This is a genomic window from Luteimonas cucumeris (assembly GCF_007830035.1).
Taxonomy (GTDB): domain Bacteria; phylum Pseudomonadota; class Gammaproteobacteria; order Xanthomonadales; family Xanthomonadaceae; genus Luteimonas_C; species Luteimonas_C cucumeris.
Genome location: NZ_VLKN01000003.1, coordinates 354,559 through 378,327, shown reverse-complemented (window position 1 = coordinate 378,327; position 23,769 = coordinate 354,559). Strand labels below are relative to the sequence as shown.

At 65.7% G+C, this 23,769-nt stretch carries 22 protein-coding genes; 14 read left to right on the top strand and 8 right to left on the bottom strand.

Going from position 1 to position 23,769, the window contains the following annotated elements; translation table 11 throughout:
* The first annotated feature begins 25 nt into the window (after positions 1-25).
* Genes IP90_RS07800 through IP90_RS07790 form a run of 3 tightly spaced genes read left to right on the top strand, consistent with a single transcriptional unit; the run spans position 26 to position 4,706 of the window.
* Complete coding sequence (locus IP90_RS07800) at positions 26-1,123, top strand: homocysteine S-methyltransferase family protein (RefSeq protein ID WP_144899043.1); 1,098 nt, start codon at positions 26-28, stop codon at positions 1,121-1,123.
* Positions 1,120-3,852 carry a methionine synthase gene (gene metH / locus IP90_RS07795; protein ID WP_144899042.1) on the top strand — a complete coding sequence of 911 codons (2,733 nt, stop codon included), beginning with the start codon at positions 1,120-1,122 and terminating at the stop codon, positions 3,850-3,852. The genes IP90_RS07800 and metH overlap by 4 nt, the downstream gene beginning before the upstream one ends.
* Positions 3,849-4,706 (top strand): alpha/beta fold hydrolase, encoded by an 858-nt coding sequence (locus IP90_RS07790; RefSeq protein ID WP_199753427.1) that lies wholly within the window; start codon positions 3,849-3,851, stop codon positions 4,704-4,706. Before metH ends, IP90_RS07790 begins: the two co-directional genes overlap by 4 nt.
* A gap of 6 nt (positions 4,707-4,712) precedes the next feature.
* On the opposite strand, the gene IP90_RS07785 is transcribed toward IP90_RS07790, so the two are convergent.
* The 7 genes from IP90_RS07785 to IP90_RS07755 form a co-directional block, all read right to left on the bottom strand.
* The gene (locus IP90_RS07785; protein ID WP_144899041.1) at positions 4,713-5,492 is read right to left on the bottom strand and encodes a transporter; all 780 of its coding nucleotides are present in this window, start codon (positions 5,490-5,492) and stop codon (positions 4,713-4,715) included.
* Positions 5,489-6,151 (bottom strand): DUF2058 domain-containing protein, encoded by a 663-nt coding sequence (locus tag IP90_RS07780; RefSeq protein WP_144899040.1) that lies wholly within the window; start codon positions 6,149-6,151, stop codon positions 5,489-5,491. The genes IP90_RS07785 and IP90_RS07780 overlap by 4 nt, the downstream gene beginning before the upstream one ends.
* A gap of 145 nt (positions 6,152-6,296) precedes the next feature.
* Positions 6,297-6,512 (bottom strand): SlyX family protein, encoded by a 216-nt coding sequence (locus IP90_RS07775; RefSeq protein WP_144899039.1) that lies wholly within the window; start codon positions 6,510-6,512, stop codon positions 6,297-6,299.
* Positions 6,513-6,515: 3 nt separating this feature from the next.
* Positions 6,516-7,856, bottom strand: coding sequence for a UDP-glucose dehydrogenase family protein (locus IP90_RS07770; RefSeq protein WP_144899038.1), 1,341 nt, complete (start codon positions 7,854-7,856; stop codon positions 6,516-6,518).
* 17 nt (positions 7,857-7,873) lie between these two features.
* Positions 7,874-8,689 (bottom strand): FKBP-type peptidyl-prolyl cis-trans isomerase, encoded by an 816-nt coding sequence (locus IP90_RS07765; RefSeq protein ID WP_144899037.1) that lies wholly within the window; start codon positions 8,687-8,689, stop codon positions 7,874-7,876.
* 131 nt (positions 8,690-8,820) lie between these two features.
* On the bottom strand, positions 8,821-9,765 hold the full coding sequence (locus IP90_RS07760; protein ID WP_144899036.1) for an FKBP-type peptidyl-prolyl cis-trans isomerase: 945 nt from the start codon (positions 9,763-9,765) through the stop codon (positions 8,821-8,823).
* 89 nt (positions 9,766-9,854) lie between these two features.
* Entirely contained in the window at positions 9,855-10,430 is a 576-nt protein-coding gene (locus tag IP90_RS07755; RefSeq protein WP_144899251.1) for a glutathione peroxidase, read from the bottom strand.
* Positions 10,431-10,552: 122 nt separating this feature from the next.
* Between IP90_RS07755 and IP90_RS07750 the strand changes: the two genes are divergently transcribed.
* The 6 genes from IP90_RS07750 (at position 10,553) to IP90_RS07725 (ending at position 14,933) form a co-directional block, all read left to right on the top strand.
* The gene (locus IP90_RS07750) at positions 10,553-11,047 is read left to right on the top strand and encodes a hypothetical protein (protein WP_144899035.1); all 495 of its coding nucleotides are present in this window, start codon (positions 10,553-10,555) and stop codon (positions 11,045-11,047) included.
* A 3-nt stretch (positions 11,048-11,050) separates the two neighbouring features.
* Positions 11,051-11,422 carry a GntR family transcriptional regulator gene (locus tag IP90_RS07745; RefSeq protein WP_144899034.1) on the top strand — a complete coding sequence of 124 codons (372 nt, stop codon included), beginning with the start codon at positions 11,051-11,053 and terminating at the stop codon, positions 11,420-11,422.
* Positions 11,419-12,309: an ABC transporter ATP-binding protein gene (locus tag IP90_RS07740; RefSeq protein WP_144899033.1), complete on the top strand. Its 891-nt coding sequence runs from the start codon at positions 11,419-11,421 to the stop codon at positions 12,307-12,309. Before IP90_RS07745 ends, IP90_RS07740 begins: the two co-directional genes overlap by 4 nt.
* A 17-nt stretch (positions 12,310-12,326) precedes the next feature.
* Entirely contained in the window at positions 12,327-13,358 is a 1,032-nt protein-coding gene (locus tag IP90_RS07735; protein ID WP_144899250.1) for a hypothetical protein, read from the top strand.
* Between the two features lie 34 nt (positions 13,359-13,392).
* Positions 13,393-14,040, top strand: a complete 648-nt coding sequence (locus tag IP90_RS07730) for a YggN family protein (protein WP_144899032.1) — start codon at positions 13,393-13,395, stop codon at positions 14,038-14,040.
* A 128-nt stretch (positions 14,041-14,168) separates the two neighbouring features.
* A complete protein-coding gene (locus tag IP90_RS07725) occupies positions 14,169-14,933 on the top strand; it encodes a DUF4097 family beta strand repeat-containing protein (protein WP_144899031.1) in 765 nt (254 codons plus the stop codon).
* A gap of 94 nt (positions 14,934-15,027) precedes the next feature.
* Here the strand turns inward: IP90_RS07725 and IP90_RS07720 are convergent, their stop codons facing one another.
* Positions 15,028-16,455 carry a class II fumarate hydratase gene (locus tag IP90_RS07720; protein WP_144899030.1) on the bottom strand — a complete coding sequence of 476 codons (1,428 nt, stop codon included), beginning with the start codon at positions 16,453-16,455 and terminating at the stop codon, positions 15,028-15,030.
* A 250-nt stretch (positions 16,456-16,705) separates the two neighbouring features.
* On the opposite strand from IP90_RS07720, the gene purB reads away from it, so the two are divergent.
* From purB to IP90_RS07695, 5 genes are all read left to right on the top strand, one after another.
* Entirely contained in the window at positions 16,706-18,079 is a 1,374-nt protein-coding gene (gene purB / locus IP90_RS07715; protein ID WP_144899029.1) for an adenylosuccinate lyase, read from the top strand.
* Between the two features lie 8 nt (positions 18,080-18,087).
* The gene (locus IP90_RS07710; RefSeq protein ID WP_144899028.1) at positions 18,088-18,498 is read left to right on the top strand and encodes a VOC family protein; all 411 of its coding nucleotides are present in this window, start codon (positions 18,088-18,090) and stop codon (positions 18,496-18,498) included.
* A 64-nt stretch (positions 18,499-18,562) separates the two neighbouring features.
* The gene (locus IP90_RS07705; protein WP_144899027.1) at positions 18,563-19,762 is read left to right on the top strand and encodes a ribosomal protein uL16 3-hydroxylase; all 1,200 of its coding nucleotides are present in this window, start codon (positions 18,563-18,565) and stop codon (positions 19,760-19,762) included.
* Complete coding sequence (locus IP90_RS07700) at positions 19,759-20,673, top strand: GNAT family N-acetyltransferase (protein ID WP_425477081.1); 915 nt, start codon at positions 19,759-19,761, stop codon at positions 20,671-20,673. Before IP90_RS07705 ends, IP90_RS07700 begins: the two co-directional genes overlap by 4 nt.
* Positions 20,674-20,875: 202 nt before the next feature.
* A complete protein-coding gene (locus tag IP90_RS07695; protein WP_144899026.1) occupies positions 20,876-23,710 on the top strand; it encodes a 2-oxoglutarate dehydrogenase E1 component in 2,835 nt (944 codons plus the stop codon).
* Positions 23,711-23,769: the final 59 nt, after the last annotated feature.

The window sequence follows — 23,769 nt, the reverse complement described above, 5'->3', positions numbered from 1 at the left end:
AGAACGCCACGCAAGGAGCAATAAGATGAAACATCTCCCCTGGCTGCATCCCGAACGCGTCGCCAAGCTCGAGGACGCACTGGCGCAGCGCATCCTGATCATCGACGGCGCGATGGGCACGATGATCCAGCGCCACGGGCTGGAAGAGGCCGACTATCGCGGCGAGCGCTTCGCCGAAGGCTTCGACAGCAGGCACGATGCCGGCCATGAACATGGCCCGCAATGCGGCCACGACCTCAAGGGCAACAACGACCTGCTGCTGCTGAGCAAGCCGGAAGTGATCGCTGGCGTGCACACCGCCTACCTGGAAGCCGGCGCCGACCTGGTCGAGACCAACACTTTCAATGCCACCTCGATCAGCCAGGCCGATTATCACCTCGAGCACCTCGTCTACGAGCTGAACCGCGAAGGCGCGCGGGTGGCACGCGAATGCTGTGACGCCGCAGAAGCGAAGACGCCACAGCAGCCGCGCTTCGTGATCGGCGTGCTTGGCCCGACCAGCCGCACCGCGTCGATCAGCCCCGACGTCAACGACCCCGGTTTCCGCAACACCAGTTTCGACGAACTGCGCGGCACCTATCGCGAGGCGGTCGAAGGCCTGATCGATGGCGGCGCCGACGTGGTGATGGTCGAAACGATCTTCGATACGCTCAATGCCAAGGCCGCGCTGTTTGCGATCGAAGAGGTCTTCGACGATCGCGGCGGTCGCCTGCCGGTGATGATTTCCGGCACCATCACCGACGCGTCCGGGCGCACGCTGTCCGGACAGACCGCGGAGGCTTTCTATGCCTCGGTCTCGCATGGACGGCCGCTGTCGGTCGGCCTCAACTGCGCGCTCGGGGCAAAGGACCTGCGCCCGCACGTGGAAACGCTGGCCGACATCGTCGACGGCTACGTCAGCGCGCATCCCAACGCCGGCTTGCCGAATGCGTTCGGCGAATACGACGAGACGCCCGAGGAAATGGCCGCCACGCTGAAGGAGTTCGCGCAGTCCGGCCTGCTCAATCTGGTCGGCGGTTGCTGCGGCACCACGCCCGCACACATCCGGGCGATCGCCGAAGCCGTGCACGGCATCGCGCCACGTCGCCTGCCCTCGCAAACGGAGCTCTCCGAAGCCGCATGAGCACTTCACCACGTTACACACGGCTTTCCGGCCTCGAGCCGCTGGTCATCACGCCCGAACTGCTGTTCGTCAACGTTGGTGAGCGCACCAACGTCACCGGCAGTGCGCAGTTCCGCAAGCTGATCAAGGACGACCGCTACGAAGAGGCCGTCGAAGTCGCGCGCCAGCAGGTCGCCAACGGCGCACAGATCCTCGACGTCAACATGGACGAGGGCCTGATCGATTCCGAGAAGGCGATGACGCGCTATCTCACCCTGATCGCCTCCGAGCCGGACATCGCGCGCATCCCGGTGATGGTCGACTCCTCCAAGTGGAGCGTGATCGAAGCCGGACTGAAATGCCTGCAGGGCAAGGGCGTGGTCAACTCGATCTCGCTCAAGGAAGGCGAGGAAGCCTTCATCGAGCATGCCCGCAAGGTGCTGCGCTACGGCGCCGCCACGGTGGTGATGGCGTTCGACGAGCAGGGACAGGCCGACACCTGTGAGCGCAAGGTCGAAATCTGCACGCGCGCCTACAGGATCCTCACCGAGCAGGTCGGCTTCCCGCCCGAGGACATCATCTTCGATCCGAACATCTTCGCCATCGCCACCGGCATGGAGGAGCACAACAATTACGCGGTCGATTTCATCGAGGCCACGCGCATCATCCGGCAGACGCTGCCGCACTGCCATATCTCCGGCGGCGTCTCCAACGTGTCGTTCTCGTTCCGCGGCAACGAGACCGTGCGCCAGGCGATCCATTCGGTGTTCCTGTACCACGCGATCAAGGCCGGCATGGACATGGGCATCGTCAACGCCGGCGCAATGCCCATCTACGACGATCTCGATCCCGCGCTGCGCGAGCACGTCGAGGACGTGATCCTCAACCGCCGGGCGGATGCGACCGAACGGTTGCTGACGCTGGCCGAGCAATACAAGGGAAAGAAGGGCGAAACCAGGGCCGAGGATCTGGCGTGGCGCGAAAAGAGCGTGCGCGATCGCCTCAGCCATGCGCTGGTGCACGGCATCGACCAGTATGTCGAAACCGATACCGAGGAAGCGCGGCAACTGAGTACGCGCCCGCTCGACGTGATCGAAGGACCGCTGATGGACGGCATGAACGTGGTCGGCGACCTGTTCGGTGCCGGCAAGATGTTCCTGCCGCAGGTGGTGAAGTCGGCGCGCGTGATGAAGAAGGCGGTGGCCTACCTGCTGCCCTTCATCGAAGCGGAAAAGCTGCGCACCGGCGATGTCGGCAAGTCCAACGGCAAGATCGTGATGGCCACCGTCAAGGGCGACGTGCACGACATCGGCAAGAACATCGTCGGCGTGGTGCTGGCCTGCAACAACTTCGACGTGGTCGACCTGGGCGTGATGGTGCCGACCCAGGTGATCCTGGACCGCGCCAAGGCTGAGAACGCCGACCTGATCGGCCTGTCCGGCCTGATCACGCCGTCGCTGGAGGAAATGAGCCATGTCGCGCGCGAGATGCAGCGACAGGGCTTCGAGATGCCGTTGCTGATCGGCGGCGCGACGACTTCGCGAGCGCATACGGCGCTGAAGATCGACCCGCACTACAAGTCGCCGACGGTCTGGGTGAAGGACGCCTCGCGCGCGGTCGGCGTGGCGCAGTCGCTGATCTCCAAGGACCTGCGCACCAGTTTCGTCGCTGCCAACGATGCCGACTATGCCGAGATCCGCGAACGCCATCGCAACCGCGGCGACGCCAAGCGGCTGGTTTCGCTGGACAAGGCGCGCGCGCAGAAATTCGATGGCGGCTGGAACGACTACACGCCGCCGGTGCCGAACAGGCCGGGCATCACGGTCTTCGACGATTATCCCCTGCAGGAACTGATCGACATCATCGACTGGACGCCGTTCTTCCAGGCCTGGGAACTGGCCGGCAGGTATCCGGCGATCCTGGACGATGAGGTCGTCGGCAAGCAGGCGACCGAATTGTTCCGCGATGCCCGCGCGATGCTGGACCGGATCGTCGCGGAGAAGTGGCTGACGGCAAAAGCGGTGTTCGGCCTGTGGCCGGCGAACAGCGTGGGCGACGACGTGGTGATCCTGACCGATCACCGCGAAGCCGGGAACGATGACGCCTCTTCGCTTTCCCGATTCGCCGTTCCGCATTCCCTGCATTTCCTGCGCCAGCAGGTCGACAAGCCGGTCGAACGCCCGGATTTCTGCCTGGCCGATTTCATCGCGCCGAAGGATTCCGGCAAGCAGGACTGGATTGGGGCGTTCGCGGTCACCGCCGGCGTCGGCATCGAGCCGCATATCACGCGTTTCGAAGCCGACCACGACGACTACAACGCGATCCTGCTCAAAGCGCTGGCCGACCGCCTGGCCGAGGCGCTTGCCGAACGACTGCACCAACGCGTGCGCAGGGAATACTGGGGCTATGACGCTGGCGAAACGCTCGACAACGAAGCGCTGATCGCCGAGAAGTACCGCGGCATCCGCCCTGCCCCAGGCTATCCGGCGTGCCCGGAGCACAGCGAGAAGGGCACGCTGTTCGCGATACTGGACGCCGGCAACAACGCCGGCATGACGCTGACCGAAAGCTTCGCGATGCTGCCGACCGCGGCCGTGTCCGGCTACTACTTCAGCCATCCGCAAAGCCAGTACTTCGTGGTCGGGCGCGTGTCCAAGGAACAGGCGGCCGACTATGCGCGGCGCAAGGGCGTGCCATTGGCCCAGGTCGAGCGCTGGCTCGCCTCCAACCTGGACTACGATCCCGAGTGACTGCGCGACACGGCGTCGAGATGGAAAACTCCACCCGGGACCGGCTGGTTTTCTCGCATGCCAACGGCTTTCCGGCGCCGGTCTATCGGCTGATGCTCGATGCATTGCGCGAGCCATTCGAAGTGTCCTCGGTCGCACGCTTCGGACATGACCCGCACCATCCGGTCACGCGCGGCTGGCCGCGACTGGTCGACGAACTGGAGGCCCACGTGCAGGCCCATGCCGCGGCGGGCGTCCGCACCTGGCTGGTCGGGCATTCGCTGGGCGGATATCTGAGCCTGCTGCTCGCGCACCGGATGCGCGAGCGCATCGCGGGCATCGTGCTGCTCGATTCGCCGCTGATCGAGGGTTTCAGCGCCCGCCTGGTCAAGCTCGGGCGCTGCACCGGCCTGGACCGGCACCTGCTGCCACTGGAGCAGACACTGCAACGCCGCACGCGCTGGCCGGACATCGATGCTGTGCACGCGCATTACGCTGGAAAGCCCGCCTTCGCCCGCTGGGACCCGCGCGTGCTGCGCGACTACGCCGAACTGGGTACTGCTGCCGTCGGCAACGGCGAGCGCGAACTGCTATTCGATCGCGAGGTCGAACACCGCATCTATCGCACCCTGCCGACCGCCAGCGTCGCTGCCATCGCCAGGCAACTGCCGATGCCGGTGGCGTTCGTCGGCGGCAAGCACTCTGCTGAGGTACGCCGTGTCGGCGTGCGCGCGACGCGGCGGCTGGTCGGCGAACGCATCGCCTGGCTGGACGGCGGCCATCTGTTCCCGATGGAACAACCGATCGCCACCGCCGAAACCGTGTGGGCACTGATCCGCGCCATGTCGTTGCCGGCCGCGACCTGTGCGGCCTGAACCACTTCAGGGGAAATAAACCGAGACGCCGAAACCACCCTGCCAGTCGGTGCTGTCGCGATCAAGCCCACGCAGCGCGGAAAGATCCAGTTGCAGGCGCGGCAACGGTCGCCAGGTCAATCCGGCGCCCGCCGCGCGACTGTGATCGTCGCCGGTGCTGACGCCGGCTTCGACATAGGCGCCCAGCGTTTCGGTGAGCGCGAACGAATACGCCGGAGAGAGAGTCCAACTGCGCTGGTCGCCGAAGCTGCGGTCCAGGTACAGGGCGATGGCCCGACCTTCGCCCAGTTCCCATTCGGTAGTGAGGCCGATGTCGTAACGATGGTCGTCGTCGGTGAGCAGGGGCTTGCCGCTGGCGGCCTTGGTACTGGCCAGGATTGCCCAGGTAAATGCTTCCGCGCCCCATGGCAAGGCCCATTTCAAACCGACACCGGTATCGCCCGAACCTTCCGCATGCAGCCGTTCTTCCGGGCCTTCGATGCGCAGCCGCTGCCAGGCATCGATCCCCAACTGCACTTCCAGCCGTTCGCCCACGCCCAGGCGCAGCAGCGTATTGGCGGTGTACAGGCGGGTATGCACGCCATCCTGGCGGGATGACTCGAAATCGGGCAATCCCTGCTCCCAAGCGAAACCGCCAACCCGCAAGGTCGCCGTGCCGAAGCCGATGCCTGGCCTGTCGAACGAAGGCGCTTCCGCAGATTGCGCCGGTGCTGTCGCCAGCATGACCGCCATGCCGGCAATCGGCAGCCACATGCCGCGCAGGACGATCGACGTGCTGCGACTCACCACACCAGGTCGTCAGGGACCTGGTATTGCGGGTCGGCGTAGGGATCGTCCGCGGCTGGCGCGTCAGGGTCGACCTTCAATGCGACGGCGGGGGAGAAGATCGACTCGGCCTCGGCAAGCAGGGCCGCAGTCACCAGCAGGTAGCGTCCATCCAGTTGCACCACCCCCAGTTCGCCCGCGTTGAGCGACTTCAACTGTGCGGCGCTGACGTAGATGCGCTTGATCTTGCCGCCGTAGTCGAAATGGCGCGCGATTTCGGCCGCCGGGTCGTTGAGTGCCTTGTCCTTGAGCAGTTCGGCCAGCTTCGCCTTCGCCTCGCGACGCTTGCGCGCTTCTTCCTGCTTCAGCCGTTCGGCCTCGATGCGCTCGTCCTTTTCCTTCTGCGCGCGGATAGCGTAGGCCTTGGCCAGGTCGATTTCCTGCTGCGAACGCGGCTTGCCCTGAGCGCCGCCCGGATGGCCCTGCGCAGGCCGCGCATGCGGCGGTCGTCCGCCCGCCGGCTTGTGCGACTGCGGCCGGTTTGGCTGTGGCCTGCCCGGACGAGGCGCACGCGCCGCCGGCTCGGCCACCCTGCCCTTCTCGGATCGCACAGGCTTGTCGGGCTTCGGGACCGGCTTGAAGCCCAGGCCCAGCAACTGGTCGCGGAGGGTATCGCTCATGAGGTCCGGGATTCGTGATTGGTGATTGGTGATTCGTAAAAGCCGCGATTCAGGAGTCCGGCCACACGCTGGCCGCCGGTAGCGATTGCATTCTAAAACACGAAACACGGCCGCTTGACCGAATCACCAATCACGAATCACTGCTTCAATAATGCGGTGGCGGTGGTTCATCGGCGGGATCGGCGAAGAATTCGCCGCGGCTCTGCTTCATCTCCTCGAGCGCGCGACGGAACAGTTCGGCATTGCGTGCGGCCTCAAGGCGTGCGGAGGCCAGCGCGTCGCTCAATTCGGCCAGTGCCTGCTCCTGGAAGGCCAGTCGCGTTTCCAGTTCCACCAGACGTTGCTGCAGACCCTCGTCCATCGTTCAGTCCATGCGGATCGAACGGCCGCGACCAATGCCCCAATAGGCGATGCCCGCCGCCTCGACTTCCGTCGGATCGTAGAGATTGCGGCCGTCGAAGATCACGCGGTCGCGCAACGCGTCGCGCAGACGTGCGAAATCCGGGCTGCGGAACTGCTTCCATTCGGTGACCACGACCAGAGCATCGACGCCGTCGAGTGCCGCGGCCGCGGAATCGCACAACACCAGATCGTCACGCTTGCCGAAGATGCGTTCGGTCTCCTGCGTGGCTTCCGGATCGTAGGCGCGCACCATCGCGCCGGCGTCCCACAACTGCTGCAGCAGCCGGCGGCTCGAGGCCTCGCGCATGTCGTCGGTATTGGGCTTGAATGCCAGCCCCCAGACCGCGAACGTGCGGCCGCGCACCTCGCCGTCGTAATGACGTGCGATCAGCTCGAACAAATGGCTCTTCTGGCGGTCGTTGACCGTCTCCACCGCCTGCAGCAGCACGGCCTCATGCCCGACCTGGCGCGCGGTACGCGCCAGCGCCTGCACGTCCTTGGGGAAACAGGAGCCGCCATAGCCGGCGCCCGGATAGATGAAGTGCCAGCCGATGCGCGGGTCGGAACCGATGCCCTGCCGCACGTGTTCGATGTCGGCGCCGACTTTCTCGGCGATGTTGGCGATCTCGTTCATGAAGCTGATCTTGGTCGCCAGCATCGCGTTGGCGGCGTACTTGGTCAGTTCCGCCGAGCGCACGTCCATCGCCACGATGCGCTCGTGGTTGCGGTTGAACGGCGCGTACAGCCGCTTCATCTTCTCGATGGCCTGCGCGCTGGAGGCGCCGATCACGATGCGGTCCGGCCGCATGCAGTCCTTGACCGCATCGCCTTCCTTGAGGAATTCGGGATTGGACACCACGTCGAAGGCAATGTCGGCGCCACGCGCCTTCAGCTCCGCGGCGATGACCGCTCGTACCTTGTCGGCGGTGCCTACCGGCACCGTCGACTTGTTGACCACCACCGCCGGTCGCGCCAGGTGCGTACCGATCGTCTTCGCCACCGCCAGCACGTACTTGAGATCGGCGCTGCCGTCCTCGTCCGGCGGCGTGCCGACGGCGATGAAGATCACGTCGCCGTGCGCGATCGCCGCGGCGGCATCGGTGGTGAAGTCCAAACGTCCGGCGGCGTGGTTGGCCTTCACCATCGGTGCCAGCCCGGGCTCGTAGATCGGGATCACGCCGCGCTTGAGGCCTTCCACCTTGTCCGCGTCGATGTCGACGCAGACCACGTCGTGCCCGACTTCCGCCAGGCACGTGCCCGTGACCAGGCCGACGTAGCCGGTACCGAATATCGCGAGGCGCATCTGTCCCGACTCGCCGCTTACTTGCTCTGCGGCGCCTGGCCCGGCATCTGCTCGGGCTTGACGATGTCCAGCAGTTCGACCTCGAACACCAGCGTCGCGTTCGGGCCGATCGGGCCGCCCGGCGTGCCCTGTTCGCCGTAACCCAGCTCGCTCGGGATCCAGAAACGGTACTTGCTGCCGACCGGCATCAGCGCGATGCCTTCCTTCCAGCCCGCCACCACCTGCTCCAGCTGGAACATGGCCGGCTCGTTGCGGTCGTAGGTGCTGTCGAAGGTCTTGCCGTCCAGCAGCGTGCCCTTGTAATTCACCCGCACCACGTCGCTGGCGGTGGGCTTGGCGCCCTTGCCTTCAGTCAGCACCTGGTACTGCAGGCCTGAAGCCGTGGTCACCACGCCCGGCTTTTTGGCGTTCTCAGCGAGGAATTTCTGGCCCTCTTCCTGGTTCTTCTTGGATTTGGCGAGCATGTCCGCGATCTGCTTGGCCTGCATCTTCTGGCCGAACGCCTCGCTGATCTGCGCGGCCTGCTTGTCGTCCAGCAGCAGCTTCTCGCCGGCGAACGAGGTCTTGATCGCCTTGGTCAGCGTCTCCAAGTCCAGCTCGTCCTTCATCGGCTCCAACTGGCGCGCCAGTGCCATGCCGACCATGTAGCTGACCTGCTCCTTCTCGGTGGCCAGGCCGGGGATCGCCTGCGCGCCGTCGGTCTTGGTCTCGGCCGACTTGTCGGCGGGCTTGGCGGCATCGGCCTTGTCGGCCGGCTTGTTGCAGGCGGCCACGAACAGGGTCAGCGAGGCCAGGGCTAGCGCGGCGGCGCCGGATCGCAGGCGGAACGTCATCAAAAAGTACTCCTCGGAAAATCAGGGGAAGCCGGACCGGCCGGCGGTTGCGAATCACATACTCTGGGAGCGACGCGCTGAACAACCCGACTACGGGCCGTCGCGGATAGTTCCGCAGCACTGCTTTCCGGTTACAGGATCGCCATCAGTTCGACGTCGAACACCAGCGTGGCGTTCGGGCCGATCTTGGGGGGAGAACCCTTGCTGCCGTAGGCCAGTTTGCCGGGAATCCAGAAACGGTACTTGGCGCCGACCGGCATCATGGAGACGCCTTCCGTCCAGCCGGCGATCACCTGGTTCAGGCCGAATTCGGCCGGTTGGCCACGATCATAGGAACTGTCGAACACCGTGCCGTCCAGCAAGGTGCCGTGATAATGAACGCGGACCCGGTCGCCGGGCTTCGGGCGCACGCCGGAACCCTGCCTCAGCACCATGTACTGCAGTCCGGATGGCGTGGTGAACACACCCTTCTCCAGCTTGTTCTTGGCCAGGAAGGCGGCGCCATCGGCCTCATTCTTGGCGCCCAGCGTGGCCGCCTGCGCCTGCATCTTGGCTTGGATGCGCTGGGTGAACGCGTCGCGGATGACGGCGGCCTCGGCATCGGTCAGCAGCGGCTTGCTGCCGCCGGTCGCCGCACGCACGCCACTGGCCAGCATCGGTATCTCGATCTCGTCCTTGATCGGCGTCAGCGAACGGCCGACATCGCTGCCGACCAGCAGACCGACCTTCTCGCGCGATATCGGCGGCGGCGCGCCCTGCGGTTTTGGGGCATTGGGCGCTGGATTGCGCGCGGCGATGCGCTGCATCAGCGTCTCCGCCAGCGGCTTGATCTCCGTTTCGGTCAGCAGCGGCTTGCCGCCGTCGAAGGTGTGGCGCACGGCGCGTTCGAATGACGCCATGTCCATGTCCGGCACGGCCGGCGCGATCGAACGACCCACGTCCATGCCGATCGTGTAGCTGACCTTGTCACGTTCGCTGGTCAAGGGCACCTGCTCCTGCGCGGTAGCCGACAACGTGGCAGACAGTGCGGTCACGGCCAATGCCATCGCGGCTGTGCCGCGCATCCAGACTTTCATTCGCAACTCCTGACAGCGCCGCCGCCGCGGCGGCACGAAGCCGCCATTGTCGTGCGCGCCGGCGGCCGAGGGCAATCGCCGCGTGCGGCTCAGGGCCGGGCCGGTGCAGCGGGCGCCCTCAATTCGCGCTCGATCGCCGCCACCAGCGCCTTGTCGTCGGGCGCGGTACGACTGGCGAAGCTGCCGACCACGCATCCGTCGCGCGAGACGAGGTATTTGTGGAAATTCCATGCCGGCGTATCGCCGGTTGCTTCGATCAGGTCGCGATACAGCGGCGTGGCCTGCGCGCCCTTGACATGCACCTTCTCGAACATCGGGAACTTGACGCCGTACGTCAGCGTGCAGAACTCCTGGATCTGCTTCTCGTCCGCGTATTCCTGGTCCTTGAAATCGCCGGACGGAAAACCGAGCACGGCGAAGCCCTGCTTTCCATATTTGGCGTTCAAGGCTTCCAGCGCTTCGAACTGCGGCGCCAGACCGCATTTGCTGGCGGTATTGACCACCAGCAACACCTTGCCGCCGTATTGCTGCTGCAGGTTGACCGGCGTCTTGCCGGTGAGGGGCCGGTAGCTGCGGTCCAGCAGGCCGCCGGCGGCCAGAGCCAAGCCAGACAATAGCAGGGCGGACGCCACAAATCCCCTTATGGAACAATGAATTACGTTCATATGATGCTCCCGGAGCCGACTTCGGCAGTATGCCTTTAGTTGGGTGGATTGGATATTGACCATGGCTTTCTAGGTGTTATAGTTGACTACAACACCAGACACCCTAGACCAGGACACCGGCCATGAACCGCAAGCTCCACAACACGTTCTCCGCACTGTCTGTCACCGGCGTCCTGATGATGGCCGGCCTGATCGCTGCAACTCCCGTCCCGCACAACGATCCTGTTGTCGCGCAGCAGATCGCCACCGTCGCTGACGGCAATGCCAAAACCTTCGCGGGACGCGCCGCAGGCTCGCAGGCCAGTGACGCCGCTGCCAAGGCAGCCGAACGCACCGTGGCGCGCACGCAGGCGATCGAAGCCAAGGCCGAGGCATTGGCCGCGCGGATCGACCGCAGCGCCAATCTGGGCGAACTGCTCGGCCACGTCGCCGGCTTCACCGCCGAAGTCACCACCGAGGCGGCGCTGACGGCCGCTGTCGATGAGCTGTCGCGGATCGAGTTCAACAGCGGCTCGACCACCGAAATCCGTCTTCCGTCGCCGGCGCCGACCAGCAAGCCGCGGCGCAGCCGCCCTTCGCTGGCCATGCCCTACTTCTCCTTCGCCAACCGGGGCTGAGCCATGACCGCCATCCAATGGAGCGAAGGCGCTCCCATCTATCGCCAGCTGAAGGAACGCGTCGTCGCCATGCTGCTCGACGGCCTGCTGAAGCCCGGCGATCCGCTGCCCTCGGTGCGCCAGGTGGCCGCCGAGTACCAGCTGAACCCCATTACCGTCTCGCGCGCCTACCAGGAGCTCGCGGACGAATCTCTGGTCGAAAAACGTAGGGGACTGGGCATGTACGTCATTGAGGGAGCATCGGAAAAACTGCTGGCCAGCGAGCGCGAACGCTTCCTGCGCGAGGAATGGCCGCTGGTACTGGAACGCATCCAGCGCCTGGGCCTGTCGCCGGACGAACTGTTGCGAATGAACGCCAAGGGAGGCACGCGATGAACATCGCCGCCGCAAACCACACCGCTGTCGACCGCGTGGTCAGCGCCCACGGCCTGCGCAAGGCCTACAAGAACAAGCTCGCGCTGGACAACACCAGTTTCGACATCGAAGCCGGCAGGATCATCGGCCTGATCGGTCCCAACGGCGCCGGCAAGACCACTGCGTTGAAGGCGATGCTGGGCCTGATCCCGTTCGACGGCCAGTTGCAGGTGCTCGGCCGCGACCCGCGCACGCAGCGCGACGAGCTGATGAATGATGTCTGCTTCATCGCCGACGTGGCGGTGCTGCCGCGCTGGATCCGCGTCAGCCAGGCGATCGAATTCGTCGCCGGCGTGCACCCGCGCTTCGACAGCGCCCGCTGCGAACGTTTCCTGGCCAACACCCAGCTCAAGCCGAACATGCGCGTGCGCGAACTGTCGAAGGGCATGATCGTGCAGCTGCACCTGGCGCTGGTGATGGCCATCGACGCCAAACTGCTGGTGCTGGACGAGCCGACGCTGGGCCTGGACATCCTGTACCGCAAGCAGTTCTACCAGCGCCTGCTGGAGGACTACTTCGACGAGCAGAAGACGATCATCGTCACCACCCACCAGGTCGAGGAGATCGAGCACATCCTGACCGACGTGATGTTCATTCGCGATGGCCGCATCGTGCTGCACGCGCCGATGGAGGACGTCGGCGAACGCTACGTCGAAGTGCTGGTCGGCGCGGACAAGGCCGAGGCGGCGCGCTCGCTGAAACCGATCGATGAACGCTCGCTGCCGTTCGGCAAGACCGTGTTGCTCTACGACGGCGTACCGCAATCGCAACTGGCCGCCCTCGGCGAAACCCGTACGCCGGGCCTGGCCGACCTGTTCGTCGCCACCATGAAGGGAACCTACGCATGAACGCCCCTGCCGAAAACATGGCCGCGACCCCGCGCTCCGGCGCGATCACGCCGCCGCACCGCACCCATACTTTCAAGATGCTGCTCAAACGCGAGTTCTGGGAGCACAAGGGCGGGTTCTTCTGGGCGCCGCTGGTCGCCGGCGGCATCTCGCTGCTGCTCACGGTGATGGCGATCATCGTTGGCGAAGTCGTCGCGCGTCGTGCGATGGCCGACGGCAAGATCGACATCGACGGCGGCGACTTCACCGTCAATGGCCTGGACCTGGGCCAGCTCACGTCGCAGATGGACCCCAGCAGGATGCACGAACTGGCCAACGCCATGGACCTGAGCATGCTGCTCGCGTCGAGCTGGCCCTTCATCGTGCTGGCCTTCGTCGTGTTCTTCTATTGCCTGGGCGCGTTGTACGACGAGCGCAAGGACCGCAGCGTGCTGTTCTGGAAGTCGTTGCCGCTTTCCGATCGAGACACCGTGCTGTCGAAGGCAGCCAGTGCCACCCTGCTTGCCCCCGCCCTTGCCGTCGGCGCGTCGTTGGTGACGATGTTCGGCTTCCTGCTCGTGATCAGCCTGGTAGCGCTGGTACACAACGGCAACCCGATCGAACTGGTCTGGGGACCGGGTAGCCCGCTGCTGGTCAGCGCGAGCCTCATCGCCGCCATTCCCGTGTATGCGCTGTGGGCGATGCCGACCGTCGGCTGGCTGCTGCTGTGCTCTGCCTGGTCGCGCAGCAAGCCGTTCCTGTGGGCACTGATGATCCCGCTGTTCGCCGGCATCTTCGTCAGCTGGTTCGACCTGATGCAGGCGTTCAACATGGAATCGACCTGGTTCTGGAAGAACGTGGTGGCCCGCGTGTTGTTCAGCGTGATGCCGGGCACCTGGGTCAGCGCGTCCAACGGACTCGATGTCAGCCCGGACACCGTGCGCGAACTGATCAGCCTGAAGACGATGTACGCGACCCTGCTGACCCCGGAACTGTGGATCGGCGTGCTCGCCGGCGCGGTCATGATCTTCGCCGCGATCCGCCTGCGCCGCTGGCGCGACGACGGCTGAAACCGCCCAGACCAACTTCGAAGCGAGAAACGACATGAATCGCAAGCACGCCCTGTTCCTGTTCGCCACCCTGCTGCCGTCCGCCGCGCTGGCCGACACGTCCATAAGCAGCGAAATCGCACGAGACCTGGACGACGCGCGGAAGGAAGTCCGCACTGAACTGGCGCAGGAGCGCGCCAGGCTCGACAGCGAGAACCTGCCCCTCGGTGACGGCCTGCGCTTCGGCAAGGAGAGCAGGCACGCAGCTGCGAAGCGCAAGACGCTGCCGAACGGCGAAATCACCCCGCGCGGCGACCTGCTGGTCGACGGCAAGGCCACGGCCATCGATGCACAGCAGCGCCGGCTGCTGCTGGACTATCGTGCGCAGGTCATCGGCCTCGCCAGGACCGGTATCGACGCCGGCGAACAGGCGGCGATGCTCGCTATCGACGCCACCGACGTCTCGCTGTTGAGCCTGATCGTCGGCGGCCTCACCGGCAGCCTGGAACGCCGCGTGGAGGCGACGGTGAAGGAGAGCATCAAGCCGATGGTGCTGCAGATCTGCCACCAGCTGCCGCAGTTGCGGCAGTCGCAGCAGGCGCTGGCCGCAAGCGTGCCGGACTTCCGGCCTTACGCGACGCTCGAAGCCGACGACGTAGAGGATTGCGAGCGCGATGTCGGCAAGGAACTTGCCGCGATCTGACCCCTCCCCCGATCCGAAGTCTCGTTATCGAAGCAGGATTACAACCCTGCGCCCGGCAGGTGCATCCAAGGAAGAGTTCGCTGCCTTCGGCGTTCGCCGGCACACCCCAATCACGGAGTCATCGCCTCATGTGGAAAGCCCTACCCTTCGTCCTGCTGCTGGTGCCCGCCTTCGCTCAAGCCGAAGAGCACTGCCGGTTCAATGCCGCCCGCGACCTGAAACTTGACCTCACAGGCGTGCGCTCGGTCGTCATCGAGGTTGGCCGCCACGACTTCCATGTCAAGGCCGGCAGCCCCAAGGTCAGCGGTCGAGCCTGCGCAAGCTCGCAGGAAGCCCTTGACCAGTTGCAGCTGGCGCAACGCCGCCAAGGCGACAGCCTCATCATCGGCACAGGCAACGAACGGTCGGGCTCGGGCGACGGCGGCTGGTTCGGCAAGCAGCACTATGCCTATCTGGACATCAACGTCAGCCTGCCGAAAGACCTGCCGGTCACAGTCGCGGTCGGCTCGGGCGATGCGGACGTGACCGGCCTGGCCGTGGTCGAAAGCCACGTCGGTTCGGGCGACCTGGACGTGCGCGACGCCAACAAGTTGCGGAGCGGCATCGGTTCCGGCGATCTCAGAGCCGGCAACGTCGGCCTGATCGAGATCGATTCGATCGGTTCCGGCGACTTCGAAGCCAATGCCGTGCGCGAGGACGTGCGCATCGGCAGCATCGGCTCCGGCGACGCCGAATTGCGAGGCATCGGCGGCAGCGTCGAGGTGCGCAGCATCGGCTCGGGCAACCTCACCGTTGCCGGCGTCGGCGGCGACCTGCGCGTGCGCAGCGTCGGCAGCGGCGATGTCGACCATCGCGACGTAAAAGGCCGCGTCGATATCCCCCGCGACAACTGAAAGACATCAGCCACGCAGAATAGAAAAGAAGCCCCCGGCGACGAACAGCTGTTTCGAGCGAACGTCGTCCTGCCCCGCGCAAGCGGGGCTTTTTTTATCCGCCGCCTGCGCTGCCGGCGTGGATGCCGCCCCGGGTCAAGGACGCAGGATCGAGCAGCTTCTGCAGCCGCGCGGCCGACAATCCACTGTCCTCCAGCGCCACATCGAACACCGCACGGTTTTCCCGATAGGCCCGCTTGGCGATGGCCGCGGCTTTCTCGTAGCCGATGACCGGATTGAGCGCGGTCACCAGGATCGGATTGCGCCCGAGCGCGGCGTCGATGTTGTCGCGTCGCACCTTCAGCCCGGCGATGGCCTTGTCGGCCAGCAGACGCATCACATTGGACAGCAGGCCGATCGAATCGAGCAGGTCATGCGCGATCAGCGGCAGCATCACGTTGAGCTGGAAATTGCCGCTGGCACCGGCGACGGTGATCGCGGTGTGGTGGCCGATCACCTGCGCGCAGACCATGCACGTCGCTTCCGGGATCACCGGGTTGACCTTGCCCGGCATGATCGAGCTGCCTGGCTGCAGCGCCGGCAATTCGATCTCGCCCAGACCGGCCAGCGGCCCGGCATTCATCCAGCGCAGGTCATTGGCGATCTTCATCAGTGCCACCGCCAGCGCATTGAGCTGGCCGGACAGTTCGACGGCGTCGTCCTGCGAAGCCAGGCCCTCGAACTTGTCGGCGGCGGATTCGAACTTCGTCTTCGTCAGTGTCGACAGGGCCTTCGCCATCGTCTTGCCGAAGCGCGGATCGGCATTGATGCCGGTGCCGATGGCGGTGCCGCCGATCGGCAGGCGGCGCAGCCGCTTCAAGGCATCCTCGATACGGCCCTGCGCCGACGACAACTGCGCCGACCACGCACCGAATTCCTGGGCGAAGGTCAGCGGCATCGCGTCCATCAGGTGCGTGCGCCCGGTCTTGGTGAGCCGGCCCAGCGACCTGCCGCGGCGGTCGATGGTCTGGCGCAGATGCCTGAGCGCGGGCAACAGATCTTCGACGACGGCCAGCTGCGCCGACACACGGATCGCGGTCGGGATCACGTCGTTGGAACTCTGGCCCAGGTTGACGTGGTCGTTCGGATGCACGGCACGCTTCTTCTTCAAACCGTCACGCGAGGCCAGCGTGGCGATGACCTCGTTGGCGTTCATGTTGGACGAGGTGCCCGAGCCGGTCTGGTACACGTCGATCGGAAACTGCGCGTCGTGCATGCCGTTGGCGACCTGCAGCGCCGCCGCGTGGATCGCCCTGGCAACGCCTTTCGGCAGCAGGCCGAAGTCGGCATTGACTTCGGCGGCGGCGGCCTTGACCAGGCCGAGCGCGCGGATGAAGCCGCGCGGCATCGGCCGGCCGGAGATCGGGAAGTTCTCGACCGCACGCTGGGTCTGCGCGCCCCACAGCGCGGCGGCAGGCACCTTCAGCTCGCCCATGCTGTCGTGTTCGATGCGGTACTTGTTCGGGGAGGATCGCTGCGCCATGACGTGTCCCGGTTTTTCGATGGCGCCGAGGATACGCCTGTCGTCATGCGCGCCTCGTCATCCGAACGCATGCTGCTGCGATCAGTCGCGTTCCTGTCTCGCATAGCCGCCATGCCGAGCACAGCGAGGACCTGCGTTCCACGCCCGGGGCGCCTGAGATCGGGATCAGGTCCCTCGCTTCGTTCGGGAGGCCAAAGCGGCAAAAGCAGCCGCGGGCTAAAATGCGCGCCTGCCCTCTGCCGTCGAACCCATGCCCGCCTCCGACTCCCAGCTCCTCGCCCTGTCCCCGCTCGACGGCCGCTACGCCGGCAAGGTCGATGCGCTGCGCCCCATCTTTTCCGAGTACGGGTTGATCAAGGCGCGGGTGCGGGTCGAGGTCGAATGGCTGCTGGCGCTGGCTGCCGAACCCGGCATCGTCGAACTGCCTCCGTTCGCGGACGGCGCGATCGTGCGCCTGCGACAGCTCGCCGATGGTCTCTCGGTCGCCGACGCGGCGCGGGTGAAGGACATCGAGCGCACCACCAACCACGACGTCAAGGCGGTCGAATACTTCATCAAGGAAAAATTGAAGGACGACGCCGAACTCGGTCCCGCGCTGGAGTTCGTGCACTTCGCCTGCACCAGCGAGGACATCAACAACCTGTCCTACGCGCTGATGCTCAACGAGGCGCGGCAGGCCGTGCTGTTGCCGAAACTCGACGCGCTGATCCAGAAACTGCGTGAGATGGCGCACGAACACGCCGCGCTGCCGATGCTGTCGCGCACCCATGGACAGACCGCCTCGCCGACCACCGTCGGCAAGGAAATCGCCAACGTGGTCGCGCGTCTGCAACGCCAGGGCGAGCAACTGGCGGCCGTGGCGCTGGGCGGCAAGATCAATGGCGCGGTCGGCAACTACAACGCGCATGTCGCGTCCTATCCGGACGTGGACTGGCCAGCCTTCGCGCAACGCTTCGTCGAATCGCTGGACCTCGACTTCAACGCCTACACCACCCAGATCGAGCCGCACGACGGCATCGCCGAGATCAGCGACGCGCAGAAGCGCATCGACACGATCTGCATCGACCTGTGCCGCGACATATGGGGATACATTTCGCTCGGCTACTTCAAGCAGGCGGTCAAGGCCGGCGAAGTCGGCAGCTCGACCATGCCGCACAAGGTCAACCCGATCGACTTCGAGAACGCCGAGGGCAATTTCGGCATCGCCAGCGCGCTGTTCGAGCATTTCGCCGCCAAGCTGCCGATCAGCCGCTGGCAGCGCGACCTGACCGATTCGACCGTGCTGCGCGCACTCGGCACGGCCTTCGGCCACGCGCTGATCGGTTACGACGCGCTGCTGCGCGGCCTGGACAAGCTCAGTGTCAATCCCGAACGCCTCGCCGCCGACCTCGATGCCGCCTGGGAAGTGCTGGCCGAGGCCGTGCAGACGGTGATGCGCCGGCATGGCCTGCCCAACCCGTACGAACAGTTGAAGGCGCTGACCCGCGGACAGGGCATCAACGCCACTTCTATGCGCGCCTTCATCGAGTCGCTCGACCTGCCGGCCGAGGACAGGCAGCGCCTGCTGGACTTGACGCCAGGCAGCTACGTCGGCCTCGCCGAACGGCTGGCCAGGGATATCTGAGCCCGGCCATGCGCCTGCTGATCAACATCGACGTGCCCGACCTCAGTACGGCGTCCAGCTTCTATATCGCTGCATTCGGCTTGAAACCGGCGCGGCGGCTGGGCGAGTCAGTACAGGAACTGGTCGGCGCGGAAGCCCCGATCTACCTGTTGCGGAAAGATGCCGGCAGCGATGCGGCAGTGGACCGTCCACGCGAATACGCCAGACATTGGACGCCAGTGCATTGCGATGTCGTCGTCGAAGACCTGGATGCCTCGCTCGCCCGTGCGCTCGCGGCAGGCGCCCGACAGGAAGGCGCCATCCGCGAGGCCGCCTGGGGACGCATCGTGCAGTTGGTCGACCCGTTCGGGCATGGCTGGTGCCTCCTGCAGTTCCTCGGACGCGGCTATGACGAGATCGCGACGTGGGACGGCGCATGAATGCCGAAGCGCCCCCGCCTTCGCGGGAATGATGGCCTGAACAAATAAAGACAAAGACGAAGGCATGGCAAAGCGCAAACTCCCCATCGAGATCGACGCCCGCAACCTGCCGCCGCTCGGCATGCCGGCCGAAGACTTCCTGCGTGACTACTGGCAGAAGAAGCCGCTGCTGATCCGCAACGCCTTTCCGGATTTCATCTCGCCGATCTCGCCCGAGGACCTCGCCGGGCTGGCCTGTGAGGACGGCGTGCTGGCACGCGTCGTCGCGCACGAGCGCGAACATGACAAGTGGCTGCTGCGCCACGGTCCGTTCCCGGAAGAGATGTTCCCGGCCATGCCGCAGCACGACTGGACGCTGCTGGTACAGGACGTCGACAAGTGGGATGCCGACATCGCCGCACTGCTGCGGTCGTTCGCTTTCCTGCCGCGCTGGCGGATGGACGACGTGATGATCAGCTTCGCCGCACCGGGCGGCTCGGTCGGCGCGCATGTCGACCAGTACGACGTGTTCCTGCTGCAGGCTTACGGCCGTCGGCGCTGGCAGATCGATGCCCGCCCCAGCCCGCCGCTGCAGTTCCGCAACGACGTCGAACTGAAACTGCTGCAGCGTTTTACGGCCAGCCACGACTGGCTGCTCGGTCCCGGCGACATGCTCTACCTGCCGCCTGGCGTGCCGCACCACGGCGTGGCGGAGGATGCCTGTCTGACGTTCTCGTTCGGCATGCGCGCGCCCGCGGCCGCGGAGCTGCTGGGTGATTTCGTCGACACGCTGGCGGCCGATGCGGACGAGTCGTTGCGCTATCGCGATCCGGACCTGGCGCCGGCCAACGACCCCAACGAGATCGATGCGGCAGCCATGCAGCGCGTGGTCGAGGCATTGAATGCCTTGCGGATGAATGATCCGGACCGCCTCGGCGACTGGTTCGGCCGCTTCATCACGCTCTATCGCAGCGCCGGCGAGGCCGTTGCCCACGGCGAGACGCGCTCGCGCATCGAAATCGAATGGGACCTGCAGCACGGCGCGCTACTGCAGCGCCATCCGTGGACGCGCATGGCCTGGCGCAAGGCAACGCGCGGCGCGACGCTGTTCGCCGCCGGCCATGACTACCCGACGCCGGTGAAGGATGCGCAGCGTATCGCCGCAGCCGACCGCATCGATGACCACGGTTACCTTGCCTTGTCCGAACGCGGCCGCGACCTCGTCCACGAACTGCTGCAGGGCGGCCACTACCAGTTGCTACTGCCTGACGAGGACGAGGCGTGAGCCGCCCGCCACCCGCGTTCAATGTCGAACCCATCGACTACGCCGCCGGTCTGCCGGAACTGCGCAGCGTGCGCGAAACCGTGTTCGTGCATGAGCAGAACGTGCCGCTGGAAGAGGAATGGGACGACCTCGATCCATTGTGCCTGCACGTGGTCGCGCGCGACGCCGATGGTCGGCCGATCGGCACCGGACGGCTGACTCCCGAGCGCAAGATCGGACGCATGGCGGTGCTGCGCGAATGGCGCGGCAAGGGCGTCGGGGATGCGATGCTGCTGTCGCTGGTCGAAGTGGCGCGGCAGCGTGGCTGGCGCGAACTGGCCCTGAACGCGCAGGTGTCCGCCGCTGCGTTCTATGCGCGGCACGGATTCGTGCCGTACGGCGAGCGTTTCTTCGAGGCCGGCATCGAGCACCAGGCAATGCGCCGCAAACTCGATGGCGCCACCGCCATCGAAGACCGCGATGCCGCCATTGCCACGACCGTGGCGATCATCCTGCGTGCGCGGCGCCGTCTGTGGATCTACAGCCGCGAACTGGATCCTGGCCTGTTCGACGCCACCGAGGTGCTCGACGCCCTGCGTCGCCACGCCACCAGCGGACATGGCGGCGAGATCCGGATCCTGCTGCAGGATGCCGACGCCGCGCAGCGCATGCACGCGCCCCTGCTGACGCTGGCGCAGCGCCTGCCCAGCCTGTTCCAGTTCCGCGAAGTCTGCGATCCCGCCGATCGTGCCTACCCGTCGGCGTTCATCGCCAACGACAGCGGCGGCTATTACTTCCGCGCGCTTGGCCACCGGCTCGACGGCGAGGCCGATGTCGAAGCTGCCGGCCGTGCACGCCAACTGGCGGAGAGCTTCAAGCCCGTGTGGGAGCGCTCCCGCCCCTGCACCGAGTTGCGCGCGCTCGGCGTCTGAACGCCCACTGATCATGGTGGGCCACCGAACCCCACTCCTATTGGGCCCTCACTGATGGTGAGCCCGTCGAACCACAAACCATGATGCACTGCGGCAACGGCTGCGGCTATAATTCATGTTCTTGCGCGTCTCGTTTCACGGGCGTCAGATACTCCCGTCAAATCAAGCGCTTGCCCTTCCTTACGAGCCAATTACCCCCGACGTGGACAGTCTTCTGAAGCAGTTTGCGCAGTCCTCCCAACTTGGCAGCAATGCCGCCTACATCGAGGAGCTGTACGAGCAGTACCTGGTGACGCCGGAAAGCGTCGGACCCAAATGGAAGGCCTACTTCGATGCGTTCAAGGGGCGCGAAGCCGGCGATGTGCCACATTCGGCGGTCATCGACGCAGTGGCGCAGGCCGCCCGCGAAGCGGCTCGTGGCACATCCGCGACGATCGCCGCCGGTGCCGGCGATGAGCGCGAACGCAACGTCGGCCGCCTGATCACCGCCTATCGTTCGCGTGGCCACCTGGCCGCGAACCTGGATCCGCTCGGCATGCTCGATCGGCCCGATGCGCCCGACCTTGGCCTGGGCTTCCATCGCCTGTCGGAAAGCGATCTGTCCGGAGAGTTCAGTACCGGCGGCGTGTCCGGTCGCGAGCGCATGAAGCTCGGCGACCTGCTGTCCCTGCTCAAGGCCACCTACACCGGCCCGATCGGCGCCGAGTTCATGCACATCTCCGATGCCGAGCAGCGTCGCTGGCTGTACGAGCGACTGGAAAGCGCCGGCGGCGATTTCAAGCGCAGCGAAGAAGACAAGCGCCGCATCCTCGAGCGCCTGACGGCGGCCGAGGGCCTGGAGCGCTACCTGCATACCAAGTATGTCGGCCAGAAGCGCTTCTCGCTGGAAGGTGGCGACGCGCTGGTGCCCTTGCTGGACAACATGATCCGCCGTGCCGGCAGCCAGGGCGTCAAGGACGTGGTGCTGGGCATGGCCCATCGCGGCCGTCTCAACGTGCTGGTCAACACGCTCGGCAAGTCGCCGCGCAAGCTGTTCGACGAGTTCGAAGGCAAGTTCGAGCACAGCCGCGACGACCGCGCGCACACCGGCGACGTCAAGTACCACATGGGTTTTTCCGCCGACGTGCAGACGCCCGGCGGCCCGGTGCACATCGCGCTGGCCTTCAACCCGTCGCACCTTGAAATCGTCGATCCGGTCGTTGTCGGCAGCGTGCGTTCGCGCCAGCACCGTCGCGGCGACAAGGAGCGCAAGGTGGTATTGCCGGTGCTGCTGCACGGCGATGCGGCGTTCGCCGGCCAGGGCGTGGTGATGGAACTGTTCCAGATGTCGCAGGCACGCGGTTTCCGCGTTGGCGGCACCGTGCACATCGTCATCAACAACCAGGTCGGCTTCACCACCAGCGAACGCCAGGACGCGCGCAGCACGCTGTACTGCACCGACGTCGCCAAGATGGTCGGCGCGCCGGTGCTGCACGTGAACGGCGACGATCCCGAAGCCGTCGTGTTCTGCGCGGAACTGGCCTTCGATTTCCGCCAGCGTTTCGGCAAGGACGTGGTCATCGACCTGGTCTGCTATCGCCGCCACGGCCACAACGAGGCCGACGAGCCGGCCGCGACCCAGCCGCTGATGTACCAGACCATCCGTGCGCACAAGACCCCGCGCGAGCTTTACGCCGACCGCCTGCTCGCCACCGGCGCACTGAAGGATGGCGAGGCGCAGGCCGTCGTCGACAAGTACCGCGACAAGCTCGATGCCGGCGAAGTCACCGCCGAACTGGCCAAGGTCAAGCCGGACGAATTCACCATCGACTGGTCGAAGTACCTGTCGGGCAAGCTCAGCGACCCGGTCGACACGCGCGTACCGCGCAAGAAGCTGGACCAGCTCGCCGCTGCGATCAACACCGTGCCCGACGGGATCGTGCTGCATCCGCGCGTGGCCAAGATCTACGAAGATCGTCGCAAGATGGTGGCCGGCGAATTGCTGGCCGACTGGGGCTTCGCCGAAAACCTCGCGTATGCCGCCGTGCTGGACGAAGGCCACCAGCTGCGCCTGGTCGGCCAGGACAGCGGTCGCGGCACGTTCTTCCATCGCCATGCCGTGCTGCACGACCAGAAGACCGACCAGGACTACCTGCCGCTGCGGCAGCTGGTGAAGAACCCGGAAGACGCCACCATCATCGACTCGCTGCTCAGCGAGGAAGCCGTGATGGCGTTCGAGTACGGCTACGCCACCGCCGATCCCAATACGCTCGACATCTGGGAAGCGCAGTTCGGCGACTTTGCCAACGGCGCGCAGGTGGTGATCGACCAGTTCCTGTCCTCGGGCGAAGCCAAGTGGGAACGCCTCTGCGGCCTGGCGCTGTTCCTGCCGCATGGCTACGAAGGCCAGGGCCCCGAGCACAGCTCGGCACGCCTGGAGCGTTTTTTGCAGCTGTGCGCGCTGGACAACATGCTGGTCTGCGTCCCGACCACGCCGGCACAGGCCTTCCACATGATCCGTCGGCAGATGCGCATGTCCACGCGCAAGCCGCTGATCGTGATGACGCCCAAGTCGCTGCTGCGCCACAAACTGGCGGTGTCGACGCTGGACGAACTGGCCGACGGCGAATTCCAGCACCTGATTCCCGACGCCAAGGCCGACGCGAAGAAGGTCAAGCGCGTCGTGTTCTGTTCCGGCCGCGTCTACTACGACCTGGTCGAGGAAGCGCAGAAGCAGTCGCTCGACGAAGTCGCACTGGTGCGCGTGGAACAGCTGTATCCGTTCCCGCGCGCGCAGTTGACGGCCGAGTTGAAGCGCTATGCCAAGGCCAGCGACGTGATCTGGTGCCAGGAAGAACCGCAGAACCAGGGCGCGTGGTACCAGATCAAGCACCACCTCGACGCCTGCCTGCAGCCGAAGCAGACCTTGAGCTACGCCGGTCGTGCGCGTTCGCCTTCGCCGGCGGTCGGACACTTCAACGACCACGTCGCCGAACAGCAGCAACTAGTTGCAGACGCGCTGGTCAATCCGCCCAGCGGCAAGCACGCCGCCGAATAACCCTTTCCAACCGTGTCATCCCGAGCGCAGCGAGGGACCTGCTTGTGAAAACTCAACGA

Coding starts and splice junctions, on each gene's coding strand:
- IP90_RS07800 (WP_144899043.1), top strand. CDS start 26: ATGAAACATCTCCCCTGGCTGCATCCCGAACGCGTCGCCAAGCTCGAG.
- metH (WP_144899042.1), top strand. CDS start 1,120: ATGAGCACTTCACCACGTTACACACGGCTTTCCGGCCTCGAGCCGCTG.
- IP90_RS07780 (WP_144899040.1), bottom strand. CDS start 6,151: ATGAGCGATACCCTCCGCGACCAGTTGCTGGGCCTGGGCTTCAAGCCG.
- IP90_RS07775 (WP_144899039.1), bottom strand. CDS start 6,512: ATGGACGAGGGTCTGCAGCAACGTCTGGTGGAACTGGAAACGCGACTG.
- IP90_RS07770 (WP_144899038.1), bottom strand. CDS start 7,856: ATGCGCCTCGCGATATTCGGTACCGGCTACGTCGGCCTGGTCACGGGC.
- IP90_RS07765 (WP_144899037.1), bottom strand. CDS start 8,689: ATGACGTTCCGCCTGCGATCCGGCGCCGCCGCGCTAGCCCTGGCCTCG.
- IP90_RS07760 (WP_144899036.1), bottom strand. CDS start 9,765: ATGAAAGTCTGGATGCGCGGCACAGCCGCGATGGCATTGGCCGTGACC.
- IP90_RS07755 (WP_144899251.1), bottom strand. CDS start 10,430: ATGAACGTAATTCATTGTTCCATAAGGGGATTTGTGGCGTCCGCCCTG.
- IP90_RS07750 (WP_144899035.1), top strand. CDS start 10,553: ATGAACCGCAAGCTCCACAACACGTTCTCCGCACTGTCTGTCACCGGC.
- IP90_RS07745 (WP_144899034.1), top strand. CDS start 11,051: ATGACCGCCATCCAATGGAGCGAAGGCGCTCCCATCTATCGCCAGCTG.
- IP90_RS07740 (WP_144899033.1), top strand. CDS start 11,419: ATGAACATCGCCGCCGCAAACCACACCGCTGTCGACCGCGTGGTCAGC.
- IP90_RS07735 (WP_144899250.1), top strand. CDS start 12,327: ATGGCCGCGACCCCGCGCTCCGGCGCGATCACGCCGCCGCACCGCACC.
- IP90_RS07730 (WP_144899032.1), top strand. CDS start 13,393: ATGAATCGCAAGCACGCCCTGTTCCTGTTCGCCACCCTGCTGCCGTCC.
- IP90_RS07725 (WP_144899031.1), top strand. CDS start 14,169: ATGTGGAAAGCCCTACCCTTCGTCCTGCTGCTGGTGCCCGCCTTCGCT.
- IP90_RS07720 (WP_144899030.1), bottom strand. CDS start 16,455: ATGGCGCAGCGATCCTCCCCGAACAAGTACCGCATCGAACACGACAGC.
- purB (WP_144899029.1), top strand. CDS start 16,706: ATGCCCGCCTCCGACTCCCAGCTCCTCGCCCTGTCCCCGCTCGACGGC.
- IP90_RS07710 (WP_144899028.1), top strand. CDS start 18,088: ATGCGCCTGCTGATCAACATCGACGTGCCCGACCTCAGTACGGCGTCC.
- IP90_RS07705 (WP_144899027.1), top strand. CDS start 18,563: ATGGCAAAGCGCAAACTCCCCATCGAGATCGACGCCCGCAACCTGCCG.